Raw genomic sequence first — 16,735 nt, 5'->3', positions numbered from 1 at the left:
TACGTGGCTAGGAGTGTTCTTTCCCCTTGGTTGCAAGCTCACGCGCTTGTTGTACCCAATCGTCGCGATCAATGCGACCTTTGAACTTCAGACGGGAATCCACCCATGATTTTTCCGCCTCGCCCCATTCCGCAATTTGATCGAAATGATAGAAGCCTAGCTCGTTCAAGGTCTGTTCAAGTTTTGGTCCAACACCGCTTATTTTCTTAAGATCATCGGCACCGCCCTCGCGCGCGGATTTTAGTGTCTCAGGCTGTTTCTCTGTTGTTTTTTCAGACTTCGCCGCTTTGGAAGGCTTTGCAGCCTTCTTTTTCGCTGCGACCTGCTTGGCAACTGGCACCGGTGCTTCCGGCGCTTTGGGTGGCGCATCTGCTGCGTCGCGCCCGGCTACGGTACCGTCTTTGCCGATCCAAGGTGTAGTGAGCGGCACTTCAGAGCCATCGATGCGTTTTAGGCTGTCACCCAATTCGGTTGCCAGTGCAGCCGAGGCATTATACTGCGTCTGCCCGCTGTCGAATTCTTTGAGACTGGTCAAACCGGCCAGAGGCTCTGCCGCAAATCGCCCGTTCTGTGGACCAGGTGTCGGCACTTCGCCAGCAGCCATCGCATCAATCATGGACGCCAAACCATCGGCAGTCAGGTCCTCAAAATAATCCTTGCCGATCTGTGCCATCGGCGCGTTGGTACATGCCCCCAGACACTCCACTTCCTCCCAGCTAAACCTGCCGTCAGCAGAAAGTTCATGAGGGTTTTTCGCAATTTTCTCTTTGCAAACCGCGATCAGATCCTCGGCGCCGCAAATCATACAAGACGTGGTGCCGCAGATTTGCAAATGCGCAACAGAACCAACAGGTTGCATTTGAAACATGAAGTAGAAAGAGCAGACTTCGAGCACCCGGATATAAGCCATATCCAGCATCTCAGCGATGTATTCAATCGCTGGCTTCGTCACCCAACCTTCCTGTTCTTGCGCGCGCCACAGAAGTGGAATCACAGCAGAGGCCTGACGGCCTTCAGGATACTTGGTGACCTGCGCTTCGGCCCATGCCTGATTGGCAGGTGTGAAAGCAAAACTCTCTGGTTGTTCGTGGTAGAGACGGCGGAGCATTAACGGTCGATCTCCCCAAACACGATATCCATCGTGCCAATAATGGCGGCCACGTCGGCCAATTGGTGACCGGTGGACATATGATCCATCGCCTGCAAATGCGCGTAACCCGGCGCACGAATTTTACAGCGATATGGCTTGTTGGTGCCGTCCGCCACGAGGTACACGCCGAACTCCCCTTTCGGAGCTTCAACGGCAACATAAACCTCACCCGCAGGCACATGAAAACCTTCGGTGTAGAGTTTGAAGTGATGGATCAGGCTCTCCATCGACGTCTTCATTTCAGCGCGTTTGGGTGGTGTGATTTTACCCCGCGCCAGAACGTCCCCAGTGGCTTCGCGTAGCTTCACAATGGCCTGACGAATGATCGAAACCGATTGGCGCATCTCTTCCATGCGCATCAGATAGCGATCGTAACAATCGCCATTCTTGCCCACCGGGATCTCAAACTCGAATTCGTCGTAGCACTCGTAAGGCTGTGCGCGACGCAGGTCCCAGGCAAGACCTGCTGACCGTGCCATAACGCCAGAAAAGCCCCACTCCTGCACCATGTCCGCGTCGACAACGCCGATATCAACGTTGCGCTGCTTGAAGATACGGTTCTCGGTCAAAAGACCGTCGATATCGTCCAAACGTTCAGGGAAGGTCAGCGCCCATTCTTCGATATCATCGACAAGCTTGTCATCAATGTCCTGATGCACGCCGCCGGGCCGGAAATACGCCGCATGAAGCCGAGCTCCACAGGCGCGTTCATAGAAGATCATCAGCTTTTCGCGATCTTCAAAGCCCCAGAGCGGAGGTGTCAGCGCACCCACATCCATCGCCTGAGTGGTCACGTTCATGAGGTGGTTGAGCACCCGGCCAATCTCGCAGAACAACACGCGGATCAGCTGCCCACGACGCGGCACTTCTGTGCCGGTCAGCTTCTCAATCGCAAGGCACCAAGCATGCTCTTGGTTCATTGGTGCCACATAATCCAGCCGGTCAAAATAAGGCAGGTTCTGCAGATAAGTGCGGCTTTCCATCAGCTTTTCAGTGCCGCGGTGAAGCAAGCCAACGTGAGGATCGCAGCGCTCGACGATCTCACCATCAAGCTCCAGCACCAAACGCAAAACACCATGGGCTGCAGGGTGTTGTGGCCCAAAGTTTAAGTTGAAATTACGGATCTTCTGCTCGCCCTGAAGCGCGTCAACACTACCGTCGTCAAACTTGGAACCGTCCATTAGCGTTTCTCCAACTCTTGCAGTCGGATCGCCATCATCCAGATCAACACCAACACGGCTGGTGAGAACACGCAGGCAAAGGCCCAATTCTTGTTAATCCCGAAATGCGGTAGCAATTTCAGCATCGGAATAATTGTTAGGACAACCAGAATAGCCCAAATAATGAATTCCATTATGTGGTCTCCTCTTTTTGTTCGGACTTATCATCGCCCGGCAACACATAGTTCGCGCCCTCCCAAGGGGACATGAAATCAAACTGCCGGTATTCCTGAACCAGATCGACTGGCTCGTAAACAACGCGTTTCAGCTCGTCGTCGTAACGCACCTCAGTGTAACCGGTCGTCGGGAAATCCTTGCGCAGCGGGTGGCCGCGGAACCCGTAGTCGGTCAACAAGCGGCGCAGGTCGGGATGATCGGTAAAGATGATCCCGAACATATCAAACACTTCACGCTCAAACCAATTTGCGCCGGGATGAACAGGTGTCACAGAGGGCACCATCTCATCTTCACGAATAGACACCCGCAGGCGGATGCGCTGGTTCTGCTCCATCGACAGCAAATGATAAACCACATCAAACCGTTTGGGTCGGTCTGGATAATCCACTGCAGTGATATCAATCAATGTGGTGAACTTGCAGGTCGGGGACGTTTTTAGAAAGTCGATGAAAGACAAGATGTTATTCGGCGCGACGTCAACATTCAGCTCCCCATGGGCCACATCCCAAGCAAGCACGCAGCTTGGCCGCTTCAGCTCAATCAATGCGCCGAGTTCGTTAAGGGCTTCACTCATCTGACCAAAGTCCCCGTCCGGCGAATTTTGCGTTGGAGCTGCAGGATGCCATAAAGCAAAGCTTCTGCGGTTGGCGGGCAACCGGGGACGTAAACGTCCACAGGAACAACCCGGTCACAACCGCGCACAACGGAATAGGAATAGTGGTAATACCCACCCCCATTGGCGCAAGAGCCCATAGAGATGACGTAGCGCGGCTCTGGCATTTGGTCATACACTTTGCGAAGCGCTGGCGCCATTTTGTTGGTCAGCGTACCGGCCACAATCATCAGATCTGACTGGCGCGGAGAGGCGCGCGGCGCGGTGCCAAAGCGTTCTAGGTCGTAACGCGGCATAGAAAGCTGGATCATCTCAACCGCACAGCATGCGAGACCAAAGGTCATCCAGTGTAGCGAACCAGTGCGTGCCCAGTTGATGATGTCTTCCGTTGAAGTCAGCAAAAAGCCTTTGTCCTGCAACTCTGCATTCAAGGCTTGAGTCGCCACTTCTTTGTCAGCGCTCGCAGTATTGGCACCGGTTTGAACGCCCTCGGTGATCACTCCCATTCCAGCGCCCCTTTCTTCCACTCATAGGCAAAGCCCACGGTCAAAACCGCTAGGAACACCATCATCGACCAAAACCCAACCATGCTGATGTCTTTAAAGGCCACGGCCCAAGGGAAGAGCATCGCGATTTCGAGGTCGAAAATGATGAACAGGATCGCCACGAGATAAAACCGCACATCGAATTTCATGCGCGCATCGTCAAAAGCGTTGAACCCACATTCGTAGGCAGAGACTTTTTCTGGATCGGGATTTCGAACAGCGGCAACAACAGCAGCAAGGATAAGAACTAGTCCCAATGCGATGGCTATGGCTAGAAAAACTAAGATGGGAAGGTATTCCCGTAGCATCTCGTCCACTCGTGGCTCCTTTCATGCGAAAAATAGGCTCGCACGTCTTTCGCTATTCAGTCGGAGCAGAGGTTAGCATGGGTTCCCTGTGGGTCAACGAAATTAACCCCTTTTGCACAAGAAGTTGAGGGTCATCCGACCTGTTCGGGCCTATACGGTGGTCAGAACCTTAAAACTTAGTCGCTTGAGGTCTGTTTTATCCAAGGTGCGGGGCGTTTTTCAAAGAAAGCCGCAACGCCGTCTTTTGCCTCTTGCCCCTCCCAACAAGCGACCAATTCGCTTATCGTATGATCAATCACGTCATCGTTGATGGGCGTGCCCAAACGTCGAGTCAAAGCTTTGGCGCGCGCAATCGCCTCTGGCGCGCAGGTCAGATACGGAATGACCTCCGCCTCAACCGTCTTGTCCAGATCATCGGCGGAAACCGCCTTCGCCAGCAAACCAAGCGAAACTGCCTCTTCCGCACCAAAGAGCCGCGAGGACATAAACACCCGCCGCGCCATCGTCTCCCCCATACGCACAAGCACATAAGGACCAATGGTGGCAGGGATCAGGCCAAGGCGGGTTTCCGTCAGCCCCATGGTCAGGGTGTCGACCCCAATGGCCACATCACAAACCGAGGTCATCCCAACACCGCCGCCAAACGCGTTGCCTTGCAATCGACCAATCAGTGGTTTGGGCAATGTGTTCAGCGCGTATAGCATCGTCGCAATTTTGCGTGCCTCTGAAAATCTAGTCTCTCGGTCAGCCGCCATCTGTTCTTGCATCCACGCAAGATCGCCCCCGGCACAAAAGGATTTTCCTTCGCCAGTGAGAACAACCACGCGCACCGTGTCGTCTTGCCCGAGCATGTTTGCTGCATCAGTAAGTTCAGCGATCATCTGAGCTGACAGAGCATTGTGCTTTTCCGGACGCGCGAGCGTAAGGGTCGCAACCCCACGCGCATCGGTGTTTATGGAAATCGTGTCATACATTTAGTCTGCTCTCCCCGCGCGCATGCCCCGCGCCATTTCTGCCGCTTTGGCAATCACTTGTGCATCCAAACCCGTTGAAAACCCCAACATTTTCAGCCGGGCATCGACAGCCTCGGTCGCCACGTTCCCTGCGGCGCCCGGCGCATATGGGCATCCACCCAGCCCACCGACAGCGGCATCAAAAACCCGCAACCCCAAATCCAAAGATGCCTCAATGTTATCAAGCGCGCGACCCGCCGTCTCGTGGTAATGCCCGGCCAGTTCGTCGGCTGGGATGACATTGAGAACAGCGTCCAACATGGCGCGGATTTTGTCTGGAGTGCCTTGCCCGATCGTGTCGCCCAGCGAGATCTCATAGCAGCCCAAAGCAGAAAGCGCGCTCGCAACCCGCGCCACCTGGCCCGGCTCGGTTGCACCGTCATAAGGGCAGTCTGTCACACAGCTCACATAGCCCCTCATCGGTACCCCAAGGGCTTTCGCAGCTTTAGCAATGGGCGCAAACCGCTCAAGGCTTTCTTCAATGCTCGCGTTGATATTCGCTTTGGAAAAGCCTTCAGAGGCCGATGCAAAAATCGCAATCTCATCAGCGCGCGCCGCAACGGCGCTTTCAAACCCACGCATGTTTGGTGTCAGGGCCGCATAGGACACACCTTTGGCCCGTTCAATCCCTGCAAGCACATCGGCTGAATCAGCCATCTGTGGCACCCATCTCGGCGAAACGAAACTTGCCACTTCAATCCGCTTAAAGCCTGCGCCACTGAGGCAGTCCACCAAAGCGATTTTATCCTTGGTGGCAATTTGGTTTTTTTCATTCTGCAGGCCGTCACGAGGCCCAACCTCAAATATCTCAACAAAATCAGACATTTTAGGCGAAGTCCTCAGGCGCATAGAATTCGCGGTCATAGAATTCCTGCGCACCGTCTTTTTCTTGCGCACGCTGAAAGGCGTCTCTTTCTTTCATACGCTCCATATAGGCGCGCACATGCGGAAAGTCATCCAAGTGCACGAAATGCTTAATCGCAAAGAGGTTGAACCCAAGCATAGTGTCAGCGGCAGAAAATCCTGTTTTTAAAAGCCAATCTTGCGACGCCAGCGTTTGCTCAAGCGGATAGAGCGTCGCTTTGAGACGTGCGACTTCAAGTTTCAGTACCACAACAGACGGTTTCGCCGGCGGACGCAGGAACACCATTTGCAGGTTGAGCGAGGCGATAATGCTCGCCTGAGTTTCTGCAAAAGAAAGCCATTGCAAATACGAAACGCGTTCCGCATCCCCAAGGTCTGGCGCAAGGGATGCCTCCGGATGAGCCTCACACAAAACTTGTGTGATTGCTTGGCTTTCAAAAACCACTTGTTCGCCCATTTCCAAGGCCGGTACGCGCCCCGCGGGAGAAATTTCTAAAAAGGCAGGATCGCGCAATGAACCGTCGGTAATTTTGTAGGTTTTTACCTCATAAGGCAGACCCAGCTCTTCCAAAAGCCAAAGGGTGCGAAACGATCGCGACGCTGCCACATGGTGCAAAGTGATCATCGACTACTCCTCTTCCAATTGGATCAGCGCAGCCCCCGCTTCCACCTGAGCCCCTGCCTCGGCCATCACCTCAGCAATGGTACCATCTCGCGCGGCCAGCAGGGAATGTTCCATTTTCATCGCCTCAAGGATTGCGAGGCGATCTCCCTCAGCAACGTTTTGCCCTGCCTCAACGAAAACCGCCTTCACAAGACCTGGCATCGGCGCCTCTATCACATTGCTTGCCGCACCGTCATTTGAAGAACGATCCAGCGCGTCGATCACATCAAAGGCCACGCCATAGTCTTCAAAGACCGTCACAACGCCGTCTTTGACCACCGCATTTGACAGCGCCCTACCCGCGACACGCCAACCGGTTTGAGACCGCAAGAAACGAACATCATTGCCTTCGACCTCAACCACAACATCATTGGAAGAATGGCATTTGATCTTTGCGGTGATCTGTTGGTCGTCCCGGCGCAAGTAAACACTGTGGCTCAATGGCTCCCAAAGGCTGAATCCCAGCGCATCCGCAGGGCATTTAAGCACGCCGGAAACAGCCAAGGCCGCTTGCGCAACCGTCACCGCCGAAGGCCTTTCCGCAGCAGTCAGCGCTTCAATATCGCGCGCAATCAAACCGGTATCCACGTCACCCTTTGAGAAACCCTCATGGGCGCAAAGAGCACCCAAGAAAGCGAGGTTTGTCACGGTGCCTGCAACTTCACAGCCTTCAAGCGCATGGCGCATTTTAGACAGCGCCGCCGCCCGAGATGGGCCATGCACAATGACCTTTGCAATCATCGGGTCATAAAACGGGCTGATGGTGTCCCCACCGCGCACACCGCTATCGGCGCGGCACCCATCTGGAAAGGCAAGATGGCTCAAGGTCCCGGTGGCGGGCAAAAACCCTTTTGGCACATCTTCGGCATACAGCCGTGCCTCAAAGCTGTGGCCATTGATAGAAAGGTCTTCTTGCGCGACGGGAATCGGCTCTCCGGCTGCAACGCGCAGCTGCCACTCCACCAAATCAACACCTGTGATCAATTCCGTCACCGGATGCTCGACCTGCAGCCGCGTGTTCATTTCCATGAACCAAAAGCCATCCGTGCGCAGCCCATTTGACCCATCTACGATGAACTCAACGGTGCCCGCCCCTTTGTAACCAATCGCCTCCGCTGCGCGCACCGCCGCCTGACCCATGGCCTCGCGAACGTCCAAAGGCATATCCGGCGCGGGGGCTTCCTCAATGACTTTCTGGTGGCGTCGCTGCAAAGAGCAATCCCGCTCAAACAAGTGCACCGCCTGAGCGCCATCCCCAAACACCTGCACTTCAATGTGGCGTGGTTGTTGGATGTATTTCTCAATCAAAACATCCGGATTGCCAAAGGCCGTCGTCGCCTCATTCTGCGCAGAGCTTAGCGCGTCGCCAAATGCGGCGGCCTCTTCCACCAACCGCATGCCTTTGCCGCCGCCGCCCGCCACTGCTTTGATCAGAACTGGATAGCCGATCTCATCCGCTTGCGCCTTTAAGTAGGCCGCATCTTGGTTATCGCCATGATAACCGGGCACTACAGGCACCCCCGCCTCATGCATCAAAGCCTTGGCCGCATCTTTAAGCCCCATGGCGCGGATCGCTTTGGCAGATGGCCCAATAAATGTCAGCCCCGCCGCTTCAACCGTGTCCACAAAATCGGGATTCTCAGACAAAAAACCATAGCCTGGATGAATGCCTTGTGCGCCGGTCTCCAACGCAGCCTTCACAATCACATCGCCGCGCAGATAGCTCTCTGCTGGCGCTGCACCACCAATGTGAACCGCCTCATCCGCCATTGCTACATGTTTGGCGTTTGCATCCGCATCAGAATAAACCGCAACGGTCTTCACCCCAAGCGCGCGCGCCGTTTCAATGACCCGACATGCAATCTCACCTCGATTGGCGATCAGTATCTTCTCAAACATCCACAGCCTCCTAGGCCTTCACCGTCACGGCCCATGCTTCTTTTTGGCAGAAATATCCCGGGGTCTGGGGTGGAACCCCAGCCTTGATCACATTCGGAACACACCAAATTTCGTCGGTTCAATCGGCGCACAAAGCGCGGCACTCAGCGACAGAGCCAAGACATCCCGGCTCTTGCGCGGGTCGATAATGCCGTCATCCCAAAGTCGCGCTGATGCGTAAAGCGGGTGGCTCTGCTCTTCAAACATATCAATCGTAGGCTGCTTAAACGCGGCCTCTTCCTCCGAGGACCAAGCGCCGCCCTGCCGTTCAATCGCATCGCGTTTTACGGTCGCCAAAACCCCAGCGGCCTGTTCTCCACCCATCACTGAAATCCGAGAATTGGGCCATGTCCACAAGAAACGTGGCGAGTACGCCCGCCCAGCCATGCCATAATTGCCTGCACCAAAAGAGCCCCCAACCAACATGGTGATTTTTGGCACATTGGTAGAGGCCACAGCGGTCACCATCTTAGCCCCATGGCGCGCAATGCCTTCGCTTTCGTATTTGCGTCCCACCATAAACCCGGTGATATTTTGCAAGAAAACCAATGGGATATTTCGCTGAGAACAAAGCTCAATGAAATGAGCGCCCTTCACGGCACTTTCGCTAAAGAGCACGCCATTATTGGCAACAATCCCCACCGGGCAACCTTTGACATGGGCAAACCCGGTCACCAAGGTTTCGCCAAATCGAGCTTTGAATTCATCAAAGCGACTGCCATCGACGATCCGCGCAATGACTTCCCGAATGTCATAAGGCGTGCGAAGGTCAGTGGGCACCACGCCGAAAATTTCGGCAGGATCATAAGCAGGATCCTCGGGGCTTTCCCACTTCACAGTCGCCGGCTTTTCTCGGTTCAGATTGCCAACAGCCTGCCTCGCCAAAGCAAGCGCATGGGCATCGTCTTCCGCCAAATAGTCGGCTACACCAGACAGCCGCGTATGGACGTCGCCACCACCCAATTCCTCTGCCGAAACCACTTCTCCGGTCGCCGCCTTTACCAGCGGAGGTCCTGCCAAAAAGATCGTCGCTTGCTCTTTCACCATGATCGTGACGTCTGACATCGCTGGCACATATGCACCGCCTGCAGTGCAGTTGCCCATCACGACCGCGATTTGCGGGATGCCTTTGGCACTCATCCGCGCCTGATTGTAGAAGATCCGGCCAAAATGATCGCGATCCGGGAAAACCTCATCTTGGTTTGGCAGGTTCGCTCCACCGCTATCCACCAGATAGATGCAAGGCAGATTGCACTCTTCTGCGATCTCCTGCCCGCGAAGATGCTTCTTAACGGTCATCGGGAAATAGGTCCCGCCCTTAACCGTTGCATCATTGCAAATCACCATGACCTCTTGGCCATGTACACGACCAATACCGGCAACGGCACCGGCGCACGGCGCAGCGCCATCATAAAGTCCATGGGCAGCCGTCGCGCCCACTTCGAGAAAGGGAGAGCCTGCATCCAGTAAATTCGCAATGCGTTCACGTGGCAGCATCTTACCGCGGCTCAAATGCCGTTCCCGTGAACGCTCACCACCGCCAAGGGCTGCTGATTGAGCGACATCAGAAACAACTTTCAAAGCTTCCAAATGCCCCGCAACATTGGCTTTGAACGCTTCAGATGACGGCACTGCGGATGAGTTCAACTTCATGCTGTAAACTCCTGATCAAATTTGATCATTTCATTTTTCCCATCAGCTCACGTCCAATCAGCATGCGGCGGATTTCGCTGGTACCCGCACCGATCTCCATGAGCTTGGCGTCGCGGAAAATACGGCTGACAGGCGTTTCGTTCATGAAGCCAGCGCCGCCCATCGCCTGAACCGCCTGGTGGGCAACCACCATAGCTTCTTCGGAGGCATAAAGCACACAGGCCGCCGCGTCTTGGCGAGTCACCTCACCACGATCACATGCCTTTGCAACCTCGTAGGTATAGGCCCGTGCCGAGTTCATTTTGGTGTACATATCGGCGATCTTGCCCTGCATCAGCTGGAAATCACCAATGGCGCGCCCGAACTGTTTACGCTCAGCCAGGTAAGGCATCACCTCGTCCAAACAGCCCGCCATAATGCCCGTGCCAATGCCCGACAGCACAACACGTTCATAATCTAGACCTGACATCAAAACCTGAACGCCGCGGCCCTCTTCTCCTAGAACATTCTCAAATGGCACTTCGACATCTTCAAAGATCAGCTCTGCAGTGTTGGAACCGCGCATGCCGAGCTTGTCGAAATGCTTGGAGGTCGAAAACCCAACCATGTCTTTTTCGATCAGAAAGGCCGTCATGCCCTTGGAACCAGCGTCAGGGTCGGTCTTTGCATAAACAACCAACGTATCCGCATCAGGACCGTTGGTGATCCAGAATTTGTTGCCGTTCAGCACATACCGGTCATTCTTCTTCTCTGCACGAAGCTTCATCGAGACAACATCGGACCCCGCCGACGTTTCCGACATTGCCAAAGCGCCCACATGCTCACCCGACACGAGTTTCGGCAGGTATTTTGCCTTTTGCTCGTCATTGCCGTTCAATTTGATCTGGTTCACGCAAAGGTTCGAATGCGCACCGTATGAAAGCGACACAGAGGCTGATGCGCGCGCCAGCTCTTCCGTCACGATGACATGCGCCAGATAGCCCATGCCTGCGCCACCGAACTCTTCGGAGACTGTCACCCCCAAAAGGCCCAGTTCGCCCATCTCTTTCCAGAGCTCGGCAGGGAATTCATTATTTTGATCAATCTCTTGCGCCATGGGCCGCACCCGCTCTTGCGCCCAGCGGTGGGTCATATCGCGCAATGCGTTGATCTCTTCGCCCAGATCAAAATTCATAGTGTGCATAAACATGGGCAACCCCGTTATTGAACATACGTTCATTTATAGAGGTGCGAGATCGATTCCGGCAAGCCATCACCGCATCAAGCGACGCGACGTTCTTTTCAGAACGCCGGTTTCAAAGTCTGGGATTTAAGGCTGAATGTCAGCCGCCTTGATAAACGGCGATCACTTCTTCTCGGATGATCCGAGCGATCAACGCACAGTCATCGACCGAGAATGTCAACGGAATGCGCATGTCTATCACGCCCTTCAAAACACGATCTGATTTTGGCATGGGCTCGGATGGCGCGTATTGCCAACTGTCATAACGCGATGTGAAAGCCACCGGTTCTTTTCCGCCGAACCACTTCAGCTCCACACCGCGCCCCGCACAGCGCGCTATCACATCGTGGATTTTGTCTTCTTCCCAATCGAGCAACAGGAATTGAATCGAAGAACCGACAAAATACTCTTCCTGAGGGCGTCGGATCCGGGTCAGTCCAGGCGTCTCTGCAAGCCCGTCGTCCACCGCGCGATAGCGCATATTCCAAGCTTCACACTGCGCATCCAAATTGCGCAATTGCGGACGAAGGATTGCAGCGCGCAAATGATCCATCCGGCCAGAGACATTGGGTGTATGGTATTTGATCTTCTCAAAGACCTCCGGTGCGGGTGCTGCAAGATGGCGACCATAGAGCATATAGGACCCGGACAGAATGGTTGCGCGCGCCATCAGATCGGGATCGTTTGAAACAAGCAGCCCGCCCTCGCCGGAATTCACGTGTTTATAGGTCTGGGTGGAATAACACGCCATTTCGCCCCAAAGGCCAGATGGTTTACCACGCCAGCTTGCGCCCATCGTATGGGCACAATCCTCAATGACGCGAATGCCTGCGCCATCACAAATGTCCATCAACGCATCCATATCACAGAGGTGACCGCGCATATGGGACAGCATCAGAACATCCGCTTGAACTGCTTTGGCTTTCAAGTCTTCCAGATCGATAACAAGATCTTCAGTCACACCGACAAAAACAGGCACCGCGCCGACAGATGCAATCGCCCCAGGCACCGGGGCCAAGGTAAACGCATTGGTCAAAACGCGCGCGCCCGGTGCAACGCCCATGGCACGCAATGCGGCCCCCATGGCATAGCCGCCAGAGGCCACCGCAAGGCAATATTTCACCCCAAGCTGATCGGCGAACTCTTTTTCCAAAAGCGCGGTTTCCCCGGCCTCTCCTTCCGCAACATTATAGCGGTGGATACGTCCAGAGCGCATAACTTCGATTGCCGCCTCGATACCCTCTTCTGGGATCGGTTCTTGCTGGGTGAAGTTGCCGGTGAATACGTCAGTCATAAGGGGTACTTTCAGAGAAGGCGTAAGCGAGGTCAACGCGGGTTTCGCGGTTTAAGAGAATTGGCATCGGGAATTAAGACGGTCCAATCAAGCTCTGCACGACCGCAGGTAGTGCAGCGTAGTCATCCAACAAGGCCTCTGGTTCCAACGCAGCCATATCTTCACCGCTTGGACCAAAAGTCACCAAGACAGAGGGAACACCTGCCGCTTTCGCGGTGTTGCGATCGGTATCGCTGTCACCGACCAGAAGCGTCATTTTCGGATTGCCGCCCAATCGCCTTGCGGTTTCGATAAGTGGCGCTGGATCAGGCTTGCGGACGGGAAGTGTGTCCGCTCCCACCAAAGCATCAAACGCGTTGCGCACACCGATTTCTGTTAGCAGTTGTTCGGCTAACCCCTCAGGTTTGTTGGTACAAATGCCAACGCCATATCCAAGGGTTTTTAGCTGTTCAACGGCGTCGATGGCACCGGGATACATAACCGTGTGTACCGAAATCGCAGCACCGTAGGCCTCCAGAAGAACTGGGTAATATGCGTCGATCTTGGCTTCTTCAAAAGCGCCCACACGCTCTAGCCCCGCAGCCAGCATTCGGCGACCGCCCCGCAATGCGATCCCAGCATCGCGGCCCGGTTCTAAAACATCGCCATATCCCATGTCCCGGAAGCAATGGTTTGCGGCCTCCAAAAGGTCACCAGAAGTATCCGCCAGCGTCCCATCCAGATCGAAAATGACCGTTTTCATACAGCTCTACCCTCTTGCTAGACAGCGATTTCCCGCCAGTGCTGTTACAACTCGCAACCTGTTTTGATAGCGTCACCACTTGCGCGCCCTCCTGAACCCGATAAAACGACCCGGAACCAATTACAAAGAGAAATCTTATGAGCATCGCCCTGATCATCCTTGCTGCAGGCCAAGGCACACGGATGAATTCCGATCTCCCCAAAGTATTGCATGAAATCGCCGGTGCACCGATGTTGGTTCACGCCATGAAGGCCGGAGCGACTTTAGACCCCGAACGCACTGTTGTTGTGGCCGGTCATGGGTTTGAAAACGTGAAAGCGGCGGCAGAAGATTACGACCCAGACGCAACCGTTGTTTTGCAACCAGAGCAAAACGGCACGGGTCATGCGGTGATGGTGACGCGCGACGCTTTGGCAGAGTTTGAGGGTGACGTCATTGTTCTTTATGGAGACACGCCGTTCATTCAGCCTGAAACCCTGACACGGATGATTGACGCCCGAGCGGATCACGCGGTCGTCGTCCTTGGCTTTGAAGCGGACACATCTGAGAAATACGGTCGCTTGGTGATGGAAGGCGACGCTTTAAACGCCATCGTCGAGTATGCGGACGCGTCAGAGGACATTCGCAACATCAGCTTCTGCAACAGCGGTGTGATGCTGGTGAACAGTAAAGTTTTGTTCGACCTCTTGGACGCAACAAACAATCAGAACGCCTCGGGCGAATACTATTTGACGGACGTTGTCGCTGCCGCGCGCAACGCCGGTTTGACGGCCACAGCGGTCTCTTGCGATGAAAGCGAAACCATGGGCGTGAACTCACGCGCACATCTGGCAGAAGCGGAAGCCGCGTTCCAAGAGCGTGCACGGGCTGAACTGATGACTGACGGCGTAACGCTGATCGATCCAGCGTCCGTTTTCTTTAGCCATGACACCGTGATTGGCCGCGATACGGTCATCGAGCCGAATGTGTTCTTTGGTCCCGACGTTACGGTTGAAAGCGGCGTGCGCATCCGCGCCTTTAGCCATCTGGAAGGCGCTCACGTGTCTAGAGGCGGCATTGTCGGCCCCTATGCCCGACTGCGTCCAGGCACCGAACTGGCGGAAGACGTGAAAATCGGCAACTTCGTGGAAACGAAGAATGCAATCATCGATGAGGGCGCTAAGGTCAATCACCTGTCATATGTGGGCGACGCGCAGGTTGGCGAAAAGGCCAATATTGGCGCGGGCACCATCACCTGCAATTACGACGGGGTGATGAAGCACAAAACCACCATCGGTAAGAACGCGTTTATTGGGTCTAACACCATGCTGGTAGCACCCGTCTCGGTGGGTGACGAAGCCATGACCGCAAGCGGATCGGTGATTACAAAGTCTGTCGACGAAGGTGCTTTGGCTTTGGCCCGCGCACCGCAAGTGAACAAACCAAACATGGCGCGCAAATTGTTTGAGATGTTGCGGACAAAGAAAGCCAAAAAGGCTGAGGGAAAGAAATAATGTGTGGAATTGTTGGCGTTCTAAGCAATCACCAAGCGGCCCCTCAACTGGTCGAAGCCCTGCGTCGTTTGGAGTATCGGGGCTATGACAGCGCCGGGATCGCGACGATCAACGAAGGCAAACTCGAACGCCGCCGTGCCGTTGGCAAACTCGTCAATCTCTCAGACCTCTTGGTACATGAACCCCTGCCCGGCAAATCTGGTATTGGTCATACCCGCTGGGCCACCCATGGTGCGCCTTCCGTTGAAAACGCCCATCCTCACAAGGCAGGCTCCGTTGCCGTTGTTCATAATGGCATCATCGAAAACTTCCGCGAGTTGCGCGAAGAAGTTGCAGCGGCTGGGATGAGCTTTGTTACGGAGACCGATACAGAAACTGTCGCGCTCCTTACGCAGATGTATATGCAAGAAGGCGCTGCCCCCGTTGAAGCCGCGCGCAAGACGCTTGACCGTCTGGATGGCGCCTTTGCCCTCGCCTTCCTCTTTGATGGCGAAGAAGATCTGATGGTCGCCGCGCGCAAAGGCTCTCCGCTGGCGATTGGCCACGGAGATGGTGAGATGTTCGTCGGCTCTGACGCCATCGCCCTTGCGCCGATGACCGACGAAATCACATACCTTGAAGAAGGCGACTGTGCGGTTCTTACGCGCACGTCTTTGGAAATTCGCGACGAAAATGGCGAACTGGCAAACCGCGAGAAACGCAAGATCGAGCTGAGCAATGCGCAGGTTGATAAGGCGGGCCATAAACACTTTATGTCCAAAGAAATCGCCGAGCAGCCTACCGTGATCGGCGAAGCGGTCCGCCACTATCTGGCGCAAGATGGGACAAGCATCGAGCTTCCCGATACAGACTTGGATTTCACCAAGATCGAACGACTGACGATGGTGGCCTGCGGCACAGCATTTTATGCCTGCCTCACTGCGAAATATTGGTTTGAACAGCTCGCCGGTATCCCCGTAGAGGTCGATATCGCCTCGGAATTCCGCTACCGCGAACCTCCGATCACAAAAGGCACCGTCGCACTGTTTGTTAGCCAATCCGGTGAAACCGCCGATACGCTCGCGGCGCTTCGGTATTGCGAAGGTAAGGCAGACAAGATCCTGTCGGTCGTGAACGTAGCAGAAAGCTCTATTGCACGCGAAAGCGACGTGGCCTTCCCGATCCTTGCAGGAACCGAAATTGGCGTAGCCTCAACCAAAGCTTTCACTTGCCAATTGACCGTTCTGTTGATGCTGGCGTTGAAAGCTGCAAACGACCGCGGCGCGCTAGATGCAGACGCGATTGCGGATGCTTTATCAAAACTGCGCGGACTGCCCTCAGTCCTCAACACTGCGATGGAAGCCGAACAAGGTTTGGCCGACGCCTCACGCAAACTGGCCGAAGCGCGCGACATTCTGTTCTTGGGACGCGGACTGATGTATCCACTGGCTCTTGAAGGCGCACTGAAGCTTAAAGAAATCAGCTATATACATGCTGAAGCTTACGCTAGTGGAGAGCTCAAACACGGCCCCATCGCCCTGATCGACAAACACGTACCGGTGGTTGTTATGGCACCTAAAGACGGTCTGTTTGATAAGTCGATTTCCAACATGCAAGAGGTCATGGCGCGGGGTGGAAAGGTGCTCTTGATCACCGACAAAGAAGGCGCTGTGGAAGCAAGCGAAGGGGCTTGGGAAACCGTTGTGCTGCCACAGGTCGATCCAATCCTTGCACCGATCCTTTACGCCCTGCCCGCCCAGCTGTTGGCCTATCACACAGCCATCGCCAAAGGCACCGATGTGGACCAACCCCGCAACCTCGCGAAATCTGTTACGGTGGAGTAAAGACTCCACCACAAGG

Annotated in this window: 16 protein-coding genes; 2 read left to right on the top strand and 14 right to left on the bottom strand. The window is 54.8% G+C overall.

The window, feature by feature from the left end; translation table 11 throughout:
• Positions 1-7: 7 nt before the first annotated feature.
• The 14 genes from TA5113_RS13270 to TA5113_RS13205 form a co-directional block, all read right to left on the bottom strand.
• A complete protein-coding gene (locus TA5113_RS13270) occupies positions 8-1,108 on the bottom strand; it encodes an NADH-quinone oxidoreductase subunit E (RefSeq protein WP_058314404.1) in 1,101 nt (366 codons plus the stop codon).
• Positions 1,108-2,331, bottom strand: coding sequence for an NADH-quinone oxidoreductase subunit D (locus TA5113_RS13265; RefSeq protein ID WP_058314405.1), 1,224 nt, complete (start codon positions 2,329-2,331; stop codon positions 1,108-1,110). Before TA5113_RS13265 ends, TA5113_RS13270 begins: the two co-directional genes overlap by 1 nt.
• Complete coding sequence (locus tag TA5113_RS17020) at positions 2,331-2,504, bottom strand: hypothetical protein (protein WP_058314406.1); 174 nt, start codon at positions 2,502-2,504, stop codon at positions 2,331-2,333. The genes TA5113_RS13265 and TA5113_RS17020 overlap by 1 nt, the downstream gene beginning before the upstream one ends.
• Entirely contained in the window at positions 2,504-3,121 is a 618-nt protein-coding gene (locus TA5113_RS13255) for an NADH-quinone oxidoreductase subunit C (protein ID WP_058314407.1), read from the bottom strand. The genes TA5113_RS17020 and TA5113_RS13255 overlap by 1 nt, the downstream gene beginning before the upstream one ends.
• Positions 3,118-3,666, bottom strand: coding sequence for a NuoB/complex I 20 kDa subunit family protein (locus tag TA5113_RS13250; RefSeq protein WP_058314408.1), 549 nt, complete (start codon positions 3,664-3,666; stop codon positions 3,118-3,120). The genes TA5113_RS13255 and TA5113_RS13250 overlap by 4 nt, the downstream gene beginning before the upstream one ends.
• Positions 3,657-4,022, bottom strand: a complete 366-nt coding sequence (locus TA5113_RS13245; RefSeq protein ID WP_058314409.1) for an NADH-quinone oxidoreductase subunit A — start codon at positions 4,020-4,022, stop codon at positions 3,657-3,659. The genes TA5113_RS13250 and TA5113_RS13245 overlap by 10 nt, the downstream gene beginning before the upstream one ends.
• A gap of 167 nt (positions 4,023-4,189) precedes the next feature.
• Positions 4,190-4,987 (bottom strand): crotonase/enoyl-CoA hydratase family protein, encoded by a 798-nt coding sequence (locus TA5113_RS13240; protein WP_058314410.1) that lies wholly within the window; start codon positions 4,985-4,987, stop codon positions 4,190-4,192.
• Entirely contained in the window at positions 4,988-5,851 is an 864-nt protein-coding gene (locus TA5113_RS13235) for a hydroxymethylglutaryl-CoA lyase (RefSeq protein WP_058314411.1), read from the bottom strand.
• 1 nt (position 5,852) lies between these two features.
• Positions 5,853-6,515: a glutathione S-transferase family protein gene (locus tag TA5113_RS13230; protein WP_058314412.1), complete on the bottom strand. Its 663-nt coding sequence runs from the start codon at positions 6,513-6,515 to the stop codon at positions 5,853-5,855.
• Positions 6,516-6,518: 3 nt separating this feature from the next.
• The gene (locus TA5113_RS13225) at positions 6,519-8,453 is read right to left on the bottom strand and encodes an acetyl/propionyl/methylcrotonyl-CoA carboxylase subunit alpha (RefSeq protein ID WP_058314413.1); all 1,935 of its coding nucleotides are present in this window, start codon (positions 8,451-8,453) and stop codon (positions 6,519-6,521) included.
• A gap of 87 nt (positions 8,454-8,540) precedes the next feature.
• Positions 8,541-10,145: a carboxyl transferase domain-containing protein gene (locus TA5113_RS13220; RefSeq protein ID WP_058314414.1), complete on the bottom strand. Its 1,605-nt coding sequence runs from the start codon at positions 10,143-10,145 to the stop codon at positions 8,541-8,543.
• A gap of 25 nt (positions 10,146-10,170) precedes the next feature.
• On the bottom strand, positions 10,171-11,334 hold the full coding sequence (locus TA5113_RS13215; protein ID WP_058314415.1) for an isovaleryl-CoA dehydrogenase: 1,164 nt from the start codon (positions 11,332-11,334) through the stop codon (positions 10,171-10,173).
• Positions 11,335-11,467: 133 nt separating this feature from the next.
• Positions 11,468-12,661: a DegT/DnrJ/EryC1/StrS family aminotransferase gene (locus TA5113_RS13210; protein WP_058314416.1), complete on the bottom strand. Its 1,194-nt coding sequence runs from the start codon at positions 12,659-12,661 to the stop codon at positions 11,468-11,470.
• Between the two features lie 73 nt (positions 12,662-12,734).
• Complete coding sequence (locus tag TA5113_RS13205) at positions 12,735-13,403, bottom strand: HAD-IA family hydrolase (protein ID WP_058314417.1); 669 nt, start codon at positions 13,401-13,403, stop codon at positions 12,735-12,737.
• Between the two features lie 137 nt (positions 13,404-13,540).
• On the opposite strand from TA5113_RS13205, the gene glmU reads away from it, so the two are divergent.
• Together glmU and glmS are read left to right on the top strand one after the other, a co-directional pair.
• Positions 13,541-14,896, top strand: coding sequence for a bifunctional UDP-N-acetylglucosamine diphosphorylase/glucosamine-1-phosphate N-acetyltransferase GlmU (gene glmU, locus TA5113_RS13200; protein WP_058314418.1), 1,356 nt, complete (start codon positions 13,541-13,543; stop codon positions 14,894-14,896).
• Entirely contained in the window at positions 14,896-16,719 is a 1,824-nt protein-coding gene (gene glmS, locus TA5113_RS13195; RefSeq protein ID WP_058314419.1) for a glutamine--fructose-6-phosphate transaminase (isomerizing), read from the top strand. Before glmU ends, glmS begins: the two co-directional genes overlap by 1 nt.
• Positions 16,720-16,735 lie beyond the last annotated feature (16 nt).

Source organism: Cognatishimia activa, assembly GCF_001458335.1.
Taxonomy (GTDB): Bacteria; Pseudomonadota; Alphaproteobacteria; order Rhodobacterales; family Rhodobacteraceae; genus Cognatishimia; species Cognatishimia activa.
Note: the sequence above shows the minus strand (reverse complement) of the source record. Positions and strands in the feature narration are given on the sequence as shown.